This is a genomic window from Streptomyces griseiscabiei (assembly GCF_020010925.1).
GTDB lineage: Bacteria > Actinomycetota > Actinomycetes > Streptomycetales > Streptomycetaceae > Streptomyces > Streptomyces griseiscabiei.
Genome location: NZ_JAGJBZ010000001.1, coordinates 2,090,346 through 2,107,759 on the forward strand (window position 1 = coordinate 2,090,346; position 17,414 = coordinate 2,107,759).

A 17,414-nucleotide genomic window follows, 5' to 3' on the forward strand; every position below is an offset into this window, starting at 1 on the left:
GCTCATCGCGCGAGCGCCGCCCGAGCCGTGTCGAGGGCCTGTTCCGCGTAGCCCCGGCCGAAGAGCGCGGCGTGCACCAGCAGCGGGAAGAGCTGGTGGAGGCCGACGCGGGCCCGCCAGCCGTCGGCGAGAGGGGCAGTCCGCTCGTAGCCCCGCAGCACCTCGTCGAGGTGGGGGCAGCCGAAGAGAGCCAGCATCGCGAGGTCGGTCTCGCGGTGCCCGCCGTGCGCGGCCGGGTCGATGAGCCGGACGTGGCCGTCGGCGCCCCACAGGACGTTGCCGTTCCAGAGGTCGCCGTGCAGCCGGGCGGGCGGCTCGGCGGGGCCCGCGAGACCGGGCAGCCGGGCGCAGACCTCCTCGACCACCGCCGCCTCGGCGGGGCGGACCGTGCCGCCGTCGACCGCGCGGCGCAGATACGGCAGCACACGGTGCTCGGCGTACCAGGCGGGCCAGTCGGTGCCGGGGACGTTCCGCATGGGCGCGCGTCCGATGTACGCCTCCCGCGGCCCACCGGGCGGCGGGGCACCGAAGGCGGGCGCGCCCGTGGCGTGCAGGGCGGCCAGGTCCGCGCCGAGGCGGAGGGCGGCCTCGGCACCCGGTGCCCCCTGGCGGACCAGGTCGATCACCAGCCGGCCGGCGTCGTGGCCGTGGAGGGCCGGTAGGCGCACGGTGTCCGTCTCGGCGAGCCAGCGCAGCCCGGCGGCCTCGGCCCGGACGGCGCCGGGCCCGTCGCCCAGCTTGACCAGGACCGTCCTGCCGTCGTCGAGGGTGACCTCGGTGAGCGTCCCGGACAGCCGGCGTTCGCCGGTGGCCGTACGGCCGGTGAGGCGGGCGGCCAGGGCACTCGGTGCCGTGCGGTCGGTCACGGCGGACCACCTCCCGATCTCGTGCCCCGCGGGCTCCCGGTCTCATGCCCTCGGACGCCCCACAGGATCCCGCACGCGTCCGGTGTGGCACCGGTGAAATCTCCCACGCATGTCTTGACATGCGAACGAAACGCTCCGTAGCTTGGCCGATCATTTAGATTCGTGAAGCTCATTCATGGATATGAACAACCGGGCGGACGGCCCGGAAGAACAACGGAGTGTGCCCATGGGCGTTCGCCGACGAAGTCGCCGCCTGGCCGCCATGATCACCGTCGCGGGACTCGCGTTCGGGACGGCGGCCTGCGGATCGGGGTCCGACAGCGCCGGAGGCGGTGACCCGAACACACTGGAGGTCTGGACCCGGAGCAATCCGGACCCGGCCGCCACGTACGAGCGGGTGTTCGCGGCCTTCACCGAGAAGACCGGCATCAAGATCGACTATCAGCCGGTCATCAACTTCGACCAGCAGCTCCAGAGCCGGGCGTCCACCAAGGACCTCCCGGACGTGATGATCAACGACACGGCGCTGATGGGCAGTTACCAGAGCCAGGGCCTGCTCAAGCCCATCGACCCGGACTCGATCGAGGGCCACGACCAGATCACCGACAAGTCCTGGGCCTCCACCGTCGGAGTCGACGGCCGGCACTACGGCATCCCGTACTCCCGTCAGGCCCAGACCCTGATGATCCGCACGGACTGGCTGAAGAAGCTGGGGCTGAAGGCGCCGACGACCTGGGCGCAGATGCTGAGCGTCGCCAAGGCCTTCGCCGAGCGCGACCCGGACGGCGACGGCAGGAAGGACACCTACGGCATGGTCGTCCCGGGCAGCGCCCAGAACGGGTACGCGGCCTGGTGGGGCGCCAGCTTCCTCTGGTCCGGCGGCGCGAAGATCATCGAGAAGGACGGCACGGGCTACCGCCCCGCCATGGACTCGGCCGCCGCCGTGCGCACCGTCGGCTGGATGAAGGACAACCTCTTCTGCGGTGACAACGGTGTCATACAGCCCGGCGCCATCAGCGCCATCACCGGCACCGCCACCAACTTCCAGGACGGCAACGCCGGGATGTACCTCACCGGCCCCTACAACATCGCCACCTTCGACACCACGCCCGGCAAGGACACCTACGAGGTCGTCCCCTTCCCGGCGGGCCCGGCCGGGTCCACCGTGCTGGCCGACGGCGAGAACGTCTACTTCGGCGCCCGCACCGGCAAGGCGAAGCAGGAGCAGGCCCTCGCCGCCTTCCTGATCTCCCCCGAGGGCCAGAAGCTCGCCATGACGGGCAAGAACCAGCCCGTGGTCCGCATCCCCGTCAACTCCACGCTGGACGCGGCCCGGGTGCGGGACGACCCGCGCTGGAGCGTCGTGCAGAAGGCGTACGAGGACGCCTCCGAGCAGTTCCCCAACGCGCCCGACTTCGCGCCGATCAAGCAGGACACCGACGACGCCCTCAACGCGGTCTTCACCTACTGCGGCAGCGACGTCGGCTCCGGTCTCAAGGAACTCAACGACACCCTCGCCGGTGACCTCAAGGACCAGGACCTGTTGAAATGACCGCCACCACCGCGACGAACGCGGCCACCACCGCGCCCCGGCGGCGCAGCGGGACCGGCCGGCGGCTCCTCGCCAGGAAGGCCGTGCTCCCCTGGCTGTTCCTGGCCCCCGGCCTGCTGCTCGCCCTCGTCTTCAAGTTCCTGCCGATGGGCAAGGGCGTCTGGCTCAGCTTCTTCGACGTCCGGCCGTTCCTCGGGGACAAGTGGGTCGGCCTCGACAACTACACCCGGGTCCTGACCGACCACCGCTTCCAGGACGCGGTCGGCCACACCCTCCTGCTCGGCATCGGCCAGTCGCTCGGCGCGATCGCCGTCGGCTTCCTCCTGGCACTGCTCCTGGAGGGCCAGGCCCGCTCGCTGAAGATCATCCGCACGGCCGTCTTCCTGCCGGTCGTCACCGCGACCGCCGTCGTCGGTGAGCTGTGGCGGCTGATGTACTACCCGACCTCCGACGGCCTGGTGAACAGCGCCCTCGGCTTCCTCGGCCTCGGCCCGACCCCGTTCCTCGACAACCCCGACACCGCGCTCTGGGCCACGATGGTCATGGGCATCTGGATGACCGCCCCGTACAACATGGTGATCATCCTCGCCGGACTCGCGGGCGTGGACCGCACGCTGTACGAGGCCGCCGCGATGGACGGTGTCTCGCTGTGGCAGCGGCTGCGGTACGTCACCCTGCCGGCGATCCGCCCGGCCGTCGGCATCGTCCTCACCCTGGCCGCCATCCGCGGTCTGCGGGTCTTCACCGAGGTGTACGTCCTCACCGGCGGCGGCCCTGCCGGGTCCACCGAGGTGTGGATGACCCGCGCCTACACCCTCGGCTTCACCCGCAACGACATCGGCGGCGCGTCGGCGGCGTCCGTCGTCCTGCTCGCGGTGACGCTGCTGCTCACCGTCTGCGTCAACCACTTCCGCAAGAGGGGAGACGTCCGATGAGCGCACCCGCCCTCGACCCCGTCCGGACGCCGTCGTCCGACGAGGCCGTCACATCGTCCGGGAGATCCGGCAAGCAGGCCCGGACGACTCCCGCCCGCTTCGACACCGCGCTCGGCTGGAACGACCGGCCCGGCGTCTCCCGGGTCCTGCGGATCGTGCTCTGCGCGATCGCGCTCGGCGTCTTCGCCGTGCCCTTCCTGACGATCGTCTCGGGCGCCCTGAGCACCCACCCCAGCGGCTCGTCGCTGACCTTCCTCCCGCACGACAGCACCCTGCTCAACTTCCGGGTGGCCGGGGAGCGCGGGATCTGGGACTACTTCACCAACTCGCTCGTCATCGCGGGCGGCGGACTGCTGCTCCAGCTCACGGTGTGCGTGCTCGCCGCGTACGCGCTGGCCCGGCACAGGTTCCGCGGCCAGGCGCTGATCATGACCCTGTTCATGCTGACGATGATGCTGCCCGAGGAGGTCATCGCCATCCCGCTGTCCCTGGTCCTCGGCCATGTCCCGGTGGTCGGCGTCGATCTGAAGGGCACCGTGTGGGGCGTCATCCTGCCGCTGGGCGCCTGGGGTTTCTCGGTGATGCTGCTGACCGAGTTCATGAAGGACATACCGAGCGAGATCGAGGAGGCCGCGCGGCTCGACGGTGTCGGTGAGCTGCGGATGCTGTGGCAGGTCGTGCTGCCGCTGTGCAAGCCCGCGCTCGGGGTGGCCGGGGTGCTCGGCTTCATCATGATCTGGGACCAGTATCTGCTGCCGCTGATCGCCGCCAAGGACCCGACCGACTACACGGTCACCGTGGCCCTGTCCATCCTGCGCACCGACCCCGAGGTGGGCTCGGGCGTCGTCCTCGCGGGCGCGGTCATCGCGCTCGTGCCCAGCCTCGTCGTCTATCTGCTCCTCCAGCGCTCGCTGGTCGCCGGCATCGCCGCCGGGGCCACCAAGGGCTGACCCACCGGGGCCCGGCCATCAGGGCCGGTCGGGCGGAGACGGACCACAACCCCCCACATTCGAGGGAGACATGAAGTTCCAAGGAGTGCTGTTCTTTCCGGTCACGCCGTTCGCCACGAACGGGTCGCTGGACGAGGAACGGCTCGCACAGCACATCGAGGCCGGGGTCGCGGCGGGTGCCGGGGGCGTGTTCGTCGCCTGCGGCACCGGTGAGTTCCACGCGCTGACGTCCGAGGAGATCGAGCGGGCCACCCGGGTCGCCGTGACGGTGACGGCCGGGCGCGTGCCCGTGCTGGCCGCCGCCGGAGGTCCGACCCCGGTCGCCCGCGACCAGGCCGCCCGGGTCGAACGCGCGGGCGCCGACGGCATCCTGCTGCTGCCGCCGTATCTGGTGAGCGCGCCGCAGCAGGGCCTGGTGCGCTACGTCCGGGAGGTCACCGGGGCCACCGCGCTGCCGGTCGTCTTCTACCAGCGCGGCACCGCCCGGCTCACCGCGGAGACCGCCGCCGAGATCGCGGCGCTGCCCGGGGTCGTCGGCCTCAAGGACGGCATCGGGGACATCGAGCGGATGCACCGCCTCGTCCGCGCGGTTCGGGCCGTGCCGGGCACGGAGGGGTTCCAGTTCTTCAACGGGCTGCCCACCGCCGAGATGACCGCGCCCGCCTACCAGGGCATCGGCGTCGGCCTGTACTCCTCGGCCGTGTTCGCCTTCGCCCCGGAGATCGCCCTCGCCTTCCACCGGGCCCTCGCCGAGGGCGACGAGGCGCTGGTCGCCACGCTCCTCGACGAGTTCTACGGCCCGCTCGTTGAACTGCGCGACGAGGTGCCCGGTTACGCCGTGGCGCTGGTCAAGGCCGGGGTGACCCTGCGTGGGCCGGCCGTCGGCGGAGTACGGGCGCCGTTGGTCGATCCGACGCCGGAGCACGTGGCCCGGCTGGCGGAACTGATCGCCCAGGGGCTGGAGGTGGTGGGCGCGTGACCTCCACCAGGATCAGGGAGCTGATCGTCACCCCGATCGCCTTCCGCGACCCGCCGCTCCTCAACTCCAACGGCGTCCACGAGCCGCTCGCCCTGCGGACGATCCTCCAACTCGTCCTGGAGGACGGCACGGTGGGGCTCGGCGAGTCGACGGGCGGCACCGTCCGCCTGGAGCGGCTCGACGCCGCCGCGAAGGCCGTGGTCGGGCTGGACGTCTTCGACACCACCGCCGTCGCCGCCGCGATCGACACCGTGCTGCTGCCGACCGTGCCAAGCTCCCACGAGCGCGGCTGGACCACCTCGGCGGTCGAGGTCGCCTGTCTCGACGCGCAGGGCAAGCTGCTCGGCCGCCCGGTCGGTGATCTGCTCGGCGGCCGGGTCCGTGACTCCGTGCCCTTCGCCGCGTACCTCTTCTACAAGTGGGCCGAGCACCCCGCGCTCGACGGCCGCCCGGCGGTCCCGGACGACTGGGGCGAGGCCCTGGACCCGGCCGGGATCGTCGAACAGGCACGGCTGATGCAACAGCGGTACGGCTTCCGGTCGTTCAAGCTGAAGGGAGGTGTCTTCCCGCCGGACGAGGAGATCGCCGCGATCGAGGCGCTGGCGGAGGCCTTCCCCGGACAGCCGCTGCGGCTGGACCCCAACACGGCCTGGACGGTGGAGACCTCGGCGTATGTCGCGCGCCGGCTCGACGGCGTACTGGAGTACCTGGAGGACCCGACCGCGACCATCCCCGGTATGGCGGAGGTGGCGAAGGAGTCGCCGATGCCGCTCGCCACCAACATGTGCGTGGTCGCCTGGGAGCATCTGAGGCCGGCGGTCGAGCAGGACGCGATCCAGGTGCTGCTCACCGACCACCACTACTGGGGCGGACTGCGCCGCACGCGTGAACTGGCCGCCGTCTGCGAGGCGTTCGGGCTCGCGCTGTCCATGCACTCCAACTCGCACCTCGGCATCAGTCTGGCCGCGATGACCCAGGTGGCGTCGGCCATCCCCCACCTCGACCACTCCTGCGACACGCACTACCCGTGGAACTCGGCGGACGACGTGATCGTGCCGGGCGCGCTGGAGATCCGGGACGGGGCGGTCGCGGTGCCGACCGGACCCGGGCTGGGGGTGGAGCTGGACCACGACGCCCTCGAACGGCTGCACAGGCTGTACCTCGACTCGGGGATGCGTACCCGGGACGACACCGGGTACATGCGCCGCGTCCAGCCGGGGTACGAGCTGCGGCTGCCGCGCTGGTGAGCGACGGGTGACCACCGGCCGGTGGGTCACCGCCGGTCAGGGGCCGCCTCCGGGCGGCCCCTTCCGCGTGGGCGGTCCCCCGTGCGCCGTCCGCGCCCTCGCCCGCCTCCCGCGCCGGTCTCGGGAGGCGAGCGAGGGGCGCGCGGGCACACGGCCACGGACGGGCTGCCTCAGTCGGTGGTTTCCGCATCCCGAGCACACGAAGTCGCCCCTTTCACGCGGTGCCCGACCGGCCGTCCCGCCTGTTTGGCTGTGTCTGCGACACGTTCCGCCCATCCGCGTGTGTCGCCCCACGGCCGCCTTCCGGCGGCCGTCGCCTCGGAATCCGCCCACGACCACGTCGTAAGCGCGCCACCCGAGTCCCGTGCCCCGCAGCGCACGACGTCCGTATCCGGACGCGTCCCCGTATGTCCGCGCATCCGCGCCCACCCATCGGGAGGGAATGTGACCGCCCCCGTCAACTCCGCCGAAAGCGCACCGGAACCCGCCGACGAACCGCAGTTCACCAGCCTCAGCACCCAGGCCGCGCGGCAGCTCGCGACGACCACCAAGTCCGAACCGCAGATGCAGGCCATCACCTCGCGCTGGCTGCTCAAGGCACTGCCGTGGGTGGACGTCGCGGGCGGCACCTACCGGGTCAACCGCCGTCTGCAGCTGCGGATCGGCCGGGGCCGGGTGCAGTTCGAGCAGAACGGCGCCGACGACGTCAGGGTCATCCCGCAGACGCTCACCGAACTGCCGGCGCTGCGCGGCTACGACGATCTCGCGGCCCTCAGGGAGATCTCCGCGAAGTTCCGGGTGCGGGAGGTGCGCGCCGGCCAGGTGCTGGTGGACGCCGGGCAGCCGGTGAGCGAGGCGTATCTCGTGGTCCACGGCCGGTTCACGCGGTACACCACCGGCAAGTACGGCGAGGAGGAGGTCCTCGGCGTCATCAGCGACGGTGACGGGCTGGGCGACGAGGCGATCGGGCACGCCGACCCGCTGTGGCTCAGCTCCGTGCGGGCCGACACGGCCGGGGTGGTGCTGGCGCTCAACTGGGACCTGCTGATGGCGTTCGTGGAACGCACGCCCTCGCTGGCGGCGCAGTTCGAGGCGTTCGTCGAGCGGCAGCGCAAGCCGATGAACCGCAAGGGCGAGGCCGATGTGCCCCTGGAGGCCGGGCATGTCGGCGAGCTGACCCTGCCCGGCGGCTTCGTCGACTACGACCTCGCGCCGCGCGAGTACGAACTCTCCCTCACCCAGACGGTGTTGCGCGTCCACACCCGGGTCGCGGACCTCTACAACAACCCGATGAACCAGACGGAGCAGCAACTCCGGCTGACCATCGAGGAGATCCGGGAACGCCAGGAGTGGGAGCTGGTCAACAACCGCGAGTTCGGGCTGCTGCACAACATCGACTACGGGCAGCGCATCAGCACCTTCTCCGGGCCGCCGACCCCGGACGACATGGACGAACTGCTCTCCATGCGCCGCAGGACCCGCCTCTTCCTGGCCCACCCGAAGGCGATCGCCGCGTTCTTCCGGCAGTGCAACCGGCGCGGTCTGGTGCCCGGCACGGTGAACGTCGACGGGCACGAGGTGCCCGCGTGGCGTGGGGTGCCGCTCTTCCCGTGCGGCAAGATCCCGGTCACCCCGCAGCACACCACCAGCATCATCGCGCTGCGCACCGGGGAGAAGGACCAGGGGGTCGTCGGGCTGCGCCAGACGGGTCTGCCCGAGGAGTTCGAGCCGTCGCTGAACGTACGGTTCATGGGCATCGACGCCACCGCGATCATGAGCTATCTGGTCACCGCCTACTACTCGATGGCCGTGCTGGTGCCCGACGCGGCCGGGATCCTGGAGAACGTGCAGATCGGCTGGATGCCGGAATGAGCGAGCCGTCAGTGGCCGACGCGCCGCGGCGCACACGGCTGCCGGGGCCGCCGAGTCTCGCCCGTCCGCGGCGGGCGGGCCAGGGCGGCGCGGTCCCCGGGCTGCGGCACCGGCCCGCCGTGCCCGCCGACCCGGCGAAGGTCGCGGAGGTCGACCGGAGGCTGGAGGAGTGGGCGGAACGGCTGGAACTGTTCCCCCGGGAGTGGAGCGGGCAGTTCACACGCTTCGGGCTGGGCCGGGCGATCGTCCTCGCTCATCCCGGTGGCGTCGGCCTCGAACAGCTGGCCGCCGCCGGGAAGCTGCTGCTCGCCGAGCATCTGGTCGACAACGTCTACTGCGAGGTCGACGAGGGCAAGGGCGGCTCGCCGCGCGGCCTCGGGGCCCGGCTGCTGATGGCCCAGTCGGCGCTCGACCCGCTGCACAGCACCCCGGCGGCGCAGGAGCGCTGGGGCCACGGGGTACGCGCCGACGGGCCGCTGCGGGCGTACCACCACGCGCTGCGCGACTACGCCGCGCTCGCCACCCCCAGCCAGGCCGACCGGCTCGTGCACGATCTGGCCCGGCTGCATCTGGGGTATCTCGGCGAGGCGGCGTGGGCCGAGGCCGGTCACATGCCGCAGGTGTGGGAGTACCTGGTGATGCGGCAGTTCAACAACTTCCGGCCCTGTCTCGCGGTCGTCGACGCCGTGGACGGATGGGAGCTGCCGGAGGCCCTCTACGCCCGGCCCGAGGTGCAGCGGATCACCGCGCTGGCCGGGAACGCGGCCACGCTCGTCAACGACCTGTACTCGTTCGCCAAGGAGATGGCGAACGACCCCGACCACCTCAACCTGCCCAAGGTGATCGCCGCCAACGAGCGGTGCGGGCTGCGGGCCGCCTATCTGGAGGCCGTGGAGATCCACAACCGGATCATGGACGCGTTCGAGGAGGAGTCCGCGGCCCTGTCCGCCGCCTGCCCGCCGACCGGGCGCTACGCCTCCGGGCTCGCCGCCTGGCTGGCCGGCAACCACGAGTGGCACGCCACCCACACCGAGCGCTACAGCCTGCCCGACTACTGGTGACACCGGGCACGGCCGGCACCCCACGGCCACCGCACCGGGCCCCGGGCGGGCGTCAGGGTTCCGACGTCTCGGACTCCAGGGAGGCGCGGGTGGCCTCGCCGTAGACGCCCGACTCGTCCGCCAGGAGGACGCGGGTGAGCTGGTAGCCGCGGACGGCGCTCTGCACCTCGCGGTCGTAGTCGCCGTCGGCGTCGCCGGTGTAGACGCCGGTCTGGGCCAGGCGGAGCTGGAGTTCGGTGACCTCCGCGCCCTGGTCGCCGAGGCTCAGGACGGGGGGCCGGCCGGTGGTCCGGGTGGGTGTGGGGGACGGCGTGACCTTGCCGTCGCCGCCGGACGGGGTTCTGCCGGGCGGGCCGGAGGGGGTGGGGGTGGCCCGGGTCCCGGTCGGGGTGGCCTCCGGCGAAGCGGACGCGGTCCGCGACGGGGAGGGCGAGGAGGAGGCGGTGGCGGAGGGGGACACCGTCGCGGCCGACGCCTCGGCGCCGGCCGCGGCCTCCGGGATGTCCGCCCGGACGTCGCCGGGGCCCGAGCCCTCGCGTGAGGGGGCCTCGTACGAGAACAGCCCGCCGATGATCCCCCCGGTCACCAGCACGGCCGCCGCGACGGCCCCGGCACCGGCGGCCACCATCACCCGGCGCCGCCGGCCGTCGGCGGCGCGACCGGCCGCCATGTGTTCGTCGGCCGAGGGCTCCCCCTGGACGGGAGGGTCCGCGTCGGGGCCGGGTTCCTCGTCGGGTGCGGCCGCCGTCGTGGGGTGCCGCTCGTCCTCGGGCTCCTCCGGGGTGCCGGCCCGGCCGGTCTCGTCACCGACCTGCACGAAGGGGCGGATACGGACCGGGTCGAAGTCCTCCGCGGCCTCGGCCTGGGCCGTGCGGTCGTCCCGGTGGGCGTCCGACGCGAGGCGCCCGCAGGCGCAGGCGGGAGTGCCGTCCGCCGCCCGGGGCGTACCGCACTGCGGGCAGACGGGGGCTGTCGGTTCACTCACGCGTGGTCTCTCTTCGAGCGGATTCCAGAGTTTAATCAGATCTTCTCCACAGAATCCCCAAGACTTGATTGAATCTCAAAATATTCCCGGCCAAGTCCCGCTCGGCGAGGACGAGTTCGACTCAGATGTCTTCATGTGACGGGACTGGTGCACGACCCGGTGCACGGTGTGTCATGCCTCTGACATCAACCGCCGCCGTGCCCCGGCGCGCCGGAGTGGAAGGACCCCCGTGAGACTGACCCGCCCCCGACCCCCTGCCCGCAGACGTGCCCGCGCCCTGTGCACGGTCGCCGCGCTCGCCCTGGGCGCGCCCGTCGCGCTGTCCGGCCCCGCCGCCGCGGCGGTCCCGACGTACTCGGTCTATCTGCAGAACTCCGTCACCGGCCTCAACGCGGCGGACAGCGGCGGCACGGTCGCCGCGCACAACCCCAAGGGCAACGAGGACCACCAGCAGTGGACGCCGGTCGCCGTCGGCGGCGGCCACCAACTGCGGAACCTCGACAAGGCGGGGATCTGTCTGGGGCGCAACGGCACCTCGGCGGTGACCACCACCTGCGGCGCGGACGGCACCACCTGGACGGTCACCGAGGCCGCGGACAGCACCTACACCATCGGGGTGCCCGGGACCTCGCACTATCTGACCGGCTCCTCCGCCGACTCCGCGCTCGTACAGGTCGGATCGGGCGGGAACCTCGCCCGCTGGTACCTCACCCCGGTCGCCCACGCCACATCGGCCATGCCGCCCGCCGACACCCGCACCCTCGACCAGGTCGCCTTCCTCACCTCGCACAACGCCTACGCCAACGGTGTCGACGGCAACTTCGCCTCGTTCCCGGTCAGCCTCTTCCCCAACCAGGCACGCGGAGTGAGTCAGCAACTCACGGACGGCGTACGGGGGTTCATGCTGGACACCTACACCGTGTCGGGGCAGGCGGTGCTCTGTCACAACAGCTGCGACGGGGTGAGCAGCCCGGTTCCGCTCGCCACCGACCTCAAGCGCATGGTCGACTTCCTCAAGGCCAACCCGGGTCAGTTCGTGACCGTCTTCCTGGAGGACTACACCGCCTCCGACGTCCTGAAGTCGTCGCTGGCGCCGGTGAGCGGGCTGTCGGACGTGCTGTACCGGCCGGACCAGGAGGGCGTGGCGACGAGCGGCTGGCCGACGATGGCCGATCTCGCCGCCCGGGGCAAGCAGTTGCTGGTCTTCAGCGACCGCACCCGCGCGAGCGACACCTCCGCCGGCCAGGCCGCCCGGAACACCTTCGGGGTGATGTACCAGCGCGAGTGGACGGTGGAGAACTACTGGTCGATGGGCGGCGGGCTCGGCGGCTCCGACTGGTCCTGCTACAGCCGTTGGGGCACGAGCCGGCCGCTGACCACGGACTCGGCCGCCTTCCACCCGCTGTTCGTGATGAACCACTTCCGTGACTACACGATCGGCGGCACGGCCGAGACGGACAACGCCAAGCTGGGCAACCGCGCGCAGAACTTCTGCACCCCGGCCGCCCGCAAGAAGCCCAACTACCTCGCCGTGGACCGCTACGAGCTGGGCTCGCCGTCACCGCTGACGACCGTGGGCAACCTCAACACGTACGTCCTCACGCCCGGCCAGTAGCCGCCGCCCCGCCCTGCGGGGTGCCGTACGCAGGCGCCGCAGGGCGGGCAGGTGGTTGCGGGAGAGCTTCGCGCGTTCGCCGCCGCCCGCGATCAGCGCGTTGACCGACGCCATCGGGTCGGCGCCGGCCGACCGTGCCACCAACGCGCCGACCACCAGCGGCAGGAGCACCACCGCGAGGGCCGAACCGGTGGCGGTGGCCGTGGCGGTGACGTTCCGGAGGGGGCGCGGGCGCGAGGGGTGCGTGTCCATGACGACAGTGCACCAGCGGCGCGCGGGGCCCGGCATCCGGCCAAGTACTCAGCCGCCCCGGCCGGCGTACTCAGGCCGCCACCACGGCTCCCCGCCCACCCGCCTCGCGTTCGCCCGGCTCCGGCTCCCCCGCGTCCCGGTGGATCGGTGTCCCCGATCCGGTCAGCGGTACGCCCGTGCCGCCGCGCCGGGCCGCGACGATCTCCGCCGCGATCGACAGGGCGGTCTCCTCGGGCGTACGGGCGCCCAGGTCGAGCCCGATCGGGGACCTGAGGCGGGCCAGTTCCCGGTCGGTGAGGCCCGCTTCGCGCAGCCGCCGGTCGCGGTCGGCGTGGGTGCGGCGGGAGCCCATCGCCCCCACGAACGCGACCGGCGTCCGCAGCGCCGCCGTCAGCAGCGGGAGGTCGAACCTGGCGTCGTGGGTGAGCACGCACAGCACCGTGCGGGTGTCGGTCTCCGTCCGGCGGAGATAGCGGTGCGGCCAGTCCACCACCAGCTCGTCGGCGTCCGGGAAGCGGGCCCGGGTGGCGAAGACCGGGCGGGCGTCGCACACGGTGACGTGGTAGCCGAGGAACCTGCCCGCGCGCACCAGGGCCGCCGCGAAGTCGATCGCCCCGAACACGATCATGCGGGGCGGCGGCACTCTCGTCTCCACCAGGAGGGTGAGCCCGCCGGGACAGTGCGCACCGTCCGCCGACAGTTCGACCGTGCCGGTGCGTCCGCCGTCCAGCAGGGCCCGCGCCTCTGCGGCGGCCGTACGGTCCAGCTCGGGGCGCCCGCCGAGGCCACCGTCGCGGGAGCCGTCGGGGCCTACGAGCAGGGCCCGCCCGAGGAGTTCGGCCGGGCCCCGGACGACCCGGGCCACGGCTGTCGGCTCGCCCCGGGCGGCCGTCGCGAGCGCGGCGCCCAGGACCGTCCTGGCCGGTGATCCGGCGGTGACGGGCGTGACCAGGATGTCGATGACACCGCCGCAGGTCAGGCCGACGGCGAAGGCGTCCTCGTCGCTGTAGCCGAAGCGCTCGAGGACGGTGTCGCCGTCCTCCAGCGCCTGCCGGCACAGCTCGTACACCGCGCCCTCGACGCATCCGCCGGAGACCGAGCCGATCACCGTGCCCTCGCCGTCGACGGCGAGGGCCGCGCCGGGGCCGCGCGGGGCGCTGCCGCTCACCGCGACGACGGTGGCGACGGCGAAGTCCCGTCCCTCCCGCACCCACGCGGTCAGTTCACGGGCCAGGTCAAGCATCCCGGCCCGCCGTCAGGACGCGGTCGGGCCGGATCGGCAGATGGCGGTGGCGGACGCCGGTGGCGTGCCAGACCGCGTTGGCGACGGCCGCCGCCGCGCCCACGATGCCGATCTCGCCGATGCCCTTGATGCCCACGGGGTCGTCGGGGTCGAGGTCGTCCACCCAGTCCGCCTCGACGACGGGCACATCGGCGTGCGCGGCCACGTGGTAGCCGGCGAGGTCGGCGCCGTAGTGGCCGCCGGACGCCCGGTCGCGCACCGCCTCCTCGTGCAGGGCCATGGAGATGCCCCAGATCATGCCGCCGACGAGCTGGCCGCGGGCGGTGAGGGGGTTGACGATCCGGCCCGCCGCGAAGACACCGAGCATGCGGCGTACGCGTACCTCGCCGGTGGCGGGGTCCACGGCGACCTCGGCGAACTGGGCGCCGTAGGAGTGGCGTTCCTTCTGTGCGAGGGCGCCGAGGGCGGCGGTGGTGTCCGAGCGGGCGGTGAGGCCCTCGGGCGGGACGGTCTCGCCGAGGGCGAGGCGCTGCCGCACCTCGCCGGCCGCGAGGTTGACCGCCCAGGCCCAGGAGCGGGTGCCCATGGAGCCACCGGCGATCATGGCCGGGCCGAGGTCGCTGTCCCCGAGCCGTACCCGGATCCGGTCGGGTGCGGTCTCCAGGGCGTCGGCGGCGATCAGGGTGAGCGCGGTACGGGCGCCGGTCCCGATGTCGGCGGCGTTGATCCCCACCGTGAAGGTGCCGTCGGCCTCTGCGGTGACGGCGGCCGTGGACGGTCCGGCGCCGGCGCCGAAGGAGGCCGCCGCGGTGCCGGTGCCGAGCAGCCAGCGGCCGTCGCGGCGCACGCCGGGGCGCGGGTCGCGGTCGGCCCAGCCGAAGCGGCGGGCGCCCTCGCGGAAGCAGGCGAGCAGATTGCGGCCGGCGAACGGCAGCCCGGAGACGGGTCCCCGTTCGGGTTCGTTGCGGGCCCGTAGCTCGATCGGGTCGATGCCCAGTTCCACGGCGAGTTCGTCGACCGCCGACTCCAGCGCGAACGAGCCCGGTGCCTCGCCCGGCGCCCGCATCCAGGTCGGGGTCGGTACGTCGAGCCGTACGACCCGATTGGCGGTGTGGTGGGCGTCGGCACCGTACATCACCCGGGCCGGTCCGGCGCCGGACTCGATGAACTCGTGGACGGTGGAGGTGAGGCTCTGGGAGGTGTGCTCCAGGGCGCGGAGCCGTCCGTCGGCGTCGGCGCCGAGCCGGACCCGCTGGGCGGTGGGGCTGCGGTAACCGGCCAGGGAGAACATCTGACGCCGGGTCATGACCAGCCGGACGGGGCGCTGGAGGACGGTCGCGGCCATGACGGCGGCGACCTGGTGGGCGCGGACACCCTTGGAGCCGAAGCCGCCGCCGACGTGCTCGGAGCGCACCCGAATCGACGCGGGGTCGAGCGAGAACAGGTTCGCGAGTTCACCGGCGACCCACATGGTGCTCTGGTTGGAGTCGAAGACGTCGAGCCGGCCCCCGTCCCAGCGGACCGTCACGGCGTGCGGCTCCATCGGGTTGTGGTGTTCCTCCGGGGTGCTGTACTCGGCGTCCACGACGGCCGCGGACTCGGCGAGCCGGGCCTCCAGGTCGCCCTGCTCGACGACCGCCGGGCCGAAGGCGTCCAGCGGGTACGCGTCCGGGTGGCCGGCGGTGAACTCGACGTCGTGGGGCTCCTGTTCGTAGTGCACGACCAGGGCCTCGGCGGCCTCGCGGGCCTGTTCGGGGGTCTCGGCGACGACCAGGGCGACCGGCCAGCCCAGGTGCGGGACCCGGTCGTGCTGGAAGACGGCGGCGGTGGGGTCGGGTTTCGTGCCCATGAGACCGGCGTAGTCGGTCTCGACGCGCGGGGCGTTCTCATGGGTCAGGACGGCGAGCACGCCCGGCATCCCGAGCGCGTCGGCCGACTCGATCGCGCGGATCCGGCCGCGCGCCACGGTGGAGAGCGCCAGCCAGCCGTGCACGAGACCCGTGAAGGGGATCTCGCCGGCGTAGCGGGCGGCTCCGGTGACCTTGTCACGGCCCTCGACACGGGTGTGCGCGGTGCCGACGGCACTCTGGCGCGCGGTGGGGGTGATGGTCATCGGCCGGCCTCCTCGGTGGGTCCGGAGGTGGGTTCGGAGGTGGATTCGGCGGTGAGGTCCGAGGCGAGTTCGGACAGGACGGCCACCACGAGGTTGCGCAGGAGTGTCACCTTGTATCCGTTGTGCGGCAGCGGGTTCGCCGCCGCGAGCTCGGCGTCGGCGGCGGCCGCGAAGGTCGCGGCGTCGGCCGGCGCGCCGGTCAGCACGCGTTCGGCCGCGTGGGCGCGCCACGGCCGGGAGGCGACCGCCCCGAAGGCGAGCCGCGCCTCGTGGACGACGCCGTCGCGCACATCGAGCGCGGCGGCGATCGAGCCGATGGCGAAGGCGTACGAGGCGCGCTCGCGGACCTTGCGGTAGCGGGAGCGCGCGGCGACCGGCGCGGGCGGCAGGGTGACCCCGGTGATCAGGGCGCCCGGCGGCAGGGCCGTCTCGATGTGCGGGGTGTCGCCTACGGGGAGGTGGAAGTCGGCGTACGGCAGTTCGCCGGGCCCGTCGGCCGTCTCGTAGGTGACGACGGCGTCGAAGGCCGCCAGCGCCACGCCCATGTCGGAGGGGTGGGTGGCCACACAGTGCCCGGAGGCGCCCAGGATCGCGTGGTTGTGGTGCTCGCCCTCGATCGCGGGGCAGCCGCTGCCGGGGACCCGCTTGTTGCAGGGCTTGGTGACATCGGCGAAGTAGCCGCAGCGGGTGCGCTGCAGGAGGTTGCCGCCGACGGTGGCCATGTTGCGCAGCTGCCCGGAGGCGCCGGCCAGCACCGCCTGCGTCAACGCCGGGTAGCGGCGCCGGACTTCGGGATGGGCGGCGAGGTCGCTGTTGGTGACGGTGGCGCCGATCCGCAGTCCGCCGTCCCCGGTCGCCTCGATCCGGTCGAGCGGGAGTTCACGGACGTCCACGAGCCGGGCGGGCCGTTCGACACCGGTCTTCATCAGGTCGACGAGGTTGGTGCCGCCGCCGAGGAAGCGGGCCTCGGGGTCGGCGCCGAGCAGGGCGACCGCGCCGGAGACGTCGTAGGCCCGCTGGTAGTCGAACTCCCTCACGCCACGGCCTCCTTGGCCTTCGCCGCGCTGTGGGCGGCGGCGCGGGCGACGGCCTCGCCGATCGACACATAGGCGCCGCAGCGGCACAGGTTGCCGCTCATCCGCTCCCGGATCTCCTCGGCACTCAGCGGTGACGGTGCCGCACCGGGGCGGACGTCGCCGGTGACGGCGCTGGGCCAGCCCGCCGCGTGCTCCTCGATCACCGCGATCGCCGAACAGATCTGCCCCGGCGTGCAGTAGCCGCACTGGAAGCCGTCGAGGTCGAGGAACGCCTGCTGCACCGGGTGGAGTTCGTCCCCGTCGGCGACGCCCTCGATGGTGGTGATCTCCCGCCCCTCGGCGGCCACGGCCAGCTGGAGGCAGGAGACGCCCCGGCGGCCGTCGACGAGGACGGTGCAGGCACCGCACTGCCCCTGGTCGCAGCCCTTCTTGGTGCCGGTCATGTCGAGCCGCTCGCGCAGGGCGTCGAGCAGGGTGGTGCGGTGGTCGACGGAGAGCGTGTGCTTCTCGCCGTTGATGTTCAGGGTGATGGCGCTGTACGTCGAGGAGGTGGCTGGGGACATGATCAGCCTTCTTTCGCGTATTCCGGGGCATGTCGAAAGGACGCGTGCCGAGGCTACGATGAAGCAACCGGACAACTGTCCTCTCCGGGTGAACGTAACGGACAGCTGTCCGCTTAACAAGTACGGGTTTCGGCCAGGACCCGG

At 72.7% G+C, this 17,414-nt stretch carries 15 protein-coding genes; 8 read left to right on the forward strand and 7 right to left on the reverse strand.

What is annotated here, in order from left to right:
• Positions 1-2 precede the first annotated feature (2 nt).
• On the reverse strand, positions 3-866 hold the full coding sequence (locus J8M51_RS09140) for a fructosamine kinase family protein (protein WP_256964010.1): 864 nt from the start codon (positions 864-866) through the stop codon (positions 3-5).
• 226 nt (positions 867-1,092) lie between these two features.
• On the opposite strand from J8M51_RS09140, the gene J8M51_RS09145 reads away from it, so the two are divergent.
• The 7 genes from J8M51_RS09145 (at position 1,093) to J8M51_RS09175 (ending at position 9,462) form a co-directional block, all read left to right on the forward strand.
• Positions 1,093-2,418, forward strand: a complete 1,326-nt coding sequence (locus J8M51_RS09145; protein WP_086751743.1) for an ABC transporter substrate-binding protein — start codon at positions 1,093-1,095, stop codon at positions 2,416-2,418.
• Positions 2,415-3,353, forward strand: coding sequence for a carbohydrate ABC transporter permease (locus tag J8M51_RS09150; protein ID WP_179202855.1), 939 nt, complete (start codon positions 2,415-2,417; stop codon positions 3,351-3,353). Before J8M51_RS09145 ends, J8M51_RS09150 begins: the two co-directional genes overlap by 4 nt.
• A complete protein-coding gene (locus J8M51_RS09155; protein WP_086751745.1) occupies positions 3,350-4,303 on the forward strand; it encodes a carbohydrate ABC transporter permease in 954 nt (317 codons plus the stop codon). Before J8M51_RS09150 ends, J8M51_RS09155 begins: the two co-directional genes overlap by 4 nt.
• Positions 4,304-4,373: 70 nt before the next feature.
• Positions 4,374-5,282, forward strand: coding sequence for a 5-dehydro-4-deoxyglucarate dehydratase (locus tag J8M51_RS09160; protein WP_086751748.1), 909 nt, complete (start codon positions 4,374-4,376; stop codon positions 5,280-5,282).
• Positions 5,279-6,529, forward strand: a complete 1,251-nt coding sequence (locus J8M51_RS09165; RefSeq protein WP_086751750.1) for an enolase C-terminal domain-like protein — start codon at positions 5,279-5,281, stop codon at positions 6,527-6,529. Before J8M51_RS09160 ends, J8M51_RS09165 begins: the two co-directional genes overlap by 4 nt.
• A gap of 444 nt (positions 6,530-6,973) precedes the next feature.
• Entirely contained in the window at positions 6,974-8,401 is a 1,428-nt protein-coding gene (locus J8M51_RS09170) for a family 2B encapsulin nanocompartment shell protein (RefSeq protein WP_086751753.1), read from the forward strand.
• Positions 8,398-9,462 (forward strand): family 2 encapsulin nanocompartment cargo protein terpene cyclase, encoded by a 1,065-nt coding sequence (locus J8M51_RS09175; RefSeq protein WP_086751754.1) that lies wholly within the window; start codon positions 8,398-8,400, stop codon positions 9,460-9,462. Before J8M51_RS09170 ends, J8M51_RS09175 begins: the two co-directional genes overlap by 4 nt.
• Positions 9,463-9,514: 52 nt before the next feature.
• Here J8M51_RS09175 and J8M51_RS09180 read toward each other — a convergent pair whose 3' ends face one another.
• Complete coding sequence (locus tag J8M51_RS09180; protein WP_267299091.1) at positions 9,515-10,447, reverse strand: peptidoglycan-binding domain-containing protein; 933 nt, start codon at positions 10,445-10,447, stop codon at positions 9,515-9,517.
• A gap of 229 nt (positions 10,448-10,676) precedes the next feature.
• Between J8M51_RS09180 and J8M51_RS09185 the strand changes: the two genes are divergently transcribed.
• Complete coding sequence (locus J8M51_RS09185; protein ID WP_267299092.1) at positions 10,677-12,062, forward strand: phospholipase; 1,386 nt, start codon at positions 10,677-10,679, stop codon at positions 12,060-12,062.
• On the opposite strand, the gene J8M51_RS09190 is transcribed toward J8M51_RS09185, so the two are convergent.
• The 5 genes from J8M51_RS09190 to J8M51_RS09210 form a co-directional block, all read right to left on the reverse strand.
• Positions 12,006-12,314: a hypothetical protein gene (locus tag J8M51_RS09190; RefSeq protein ID WP_179203542.1), complete on the reverse strand. Its 309-nt coding sequence runs from the start codon at positions 12,312-12,314 to the stop codon at positions 12,006-12,008. The two genes, J8M51_RS09185 and J8M51_RS09190, sit on opposite strands and share 57 nt — an antisense overlap.
• Positions 12,315-12,384: 70 nt before the next feature.
• Positions 12,385-13,557, reverse strand: coding sequence for an XdhC family protein (locus J8M51_RS09195; protein ID WP_267299093.1), 1,173 nt, complete (start codon positions 13,555-13,557; stop codon positions 12,385-12,387).
• The gene (locus J8M51_RS09200) at positions 13,550-15,670 is read right to left on the reverse strand and encodes a xanthine dehydrogenase family protein molybdopterin-binding subunit (RefSeq protein WP_267299094.1); all 2,121 of its coding nucleotides are present in this window, start codon (positions 15,668-15,670) and stop codon (positions 13,550-13,552) included. Before J8M51_RS09200 ends, J8M51_RS09195 begins: the two co-directional genes overlap by 8 nt.
• Positions 15,667-16,707: an FAD binding domain-containing protein gene (locus J8M51_RS09205; RefSeq protein WP_086760199.1), complete on the reverse strand. Its 1,041-nt coding sequence runs from the start codon at positions 16,705-16,707 to the stop codon at positions 15,667-15,669. The genes J8M51_RS09200 and J8M51_RS09205 overlap by 4 nt, the downstream gene beginning before the upstream one ends.
• Entirely contained in the window at positions 16,704-17,270 is a 567-nt protein-coding gene (locus J8M51_RS09210) for a (2Fe-2S)-binding protein (RefSeq protein WP_086760197.1), read from the reverse strand. Before J8M51_RS09210 ends, J8M51_RS09205 begins: the two co-directional genes overlap by 4 nt.
• Positions 17,271-17,414 lie beyond the last annotated feature (144 nt).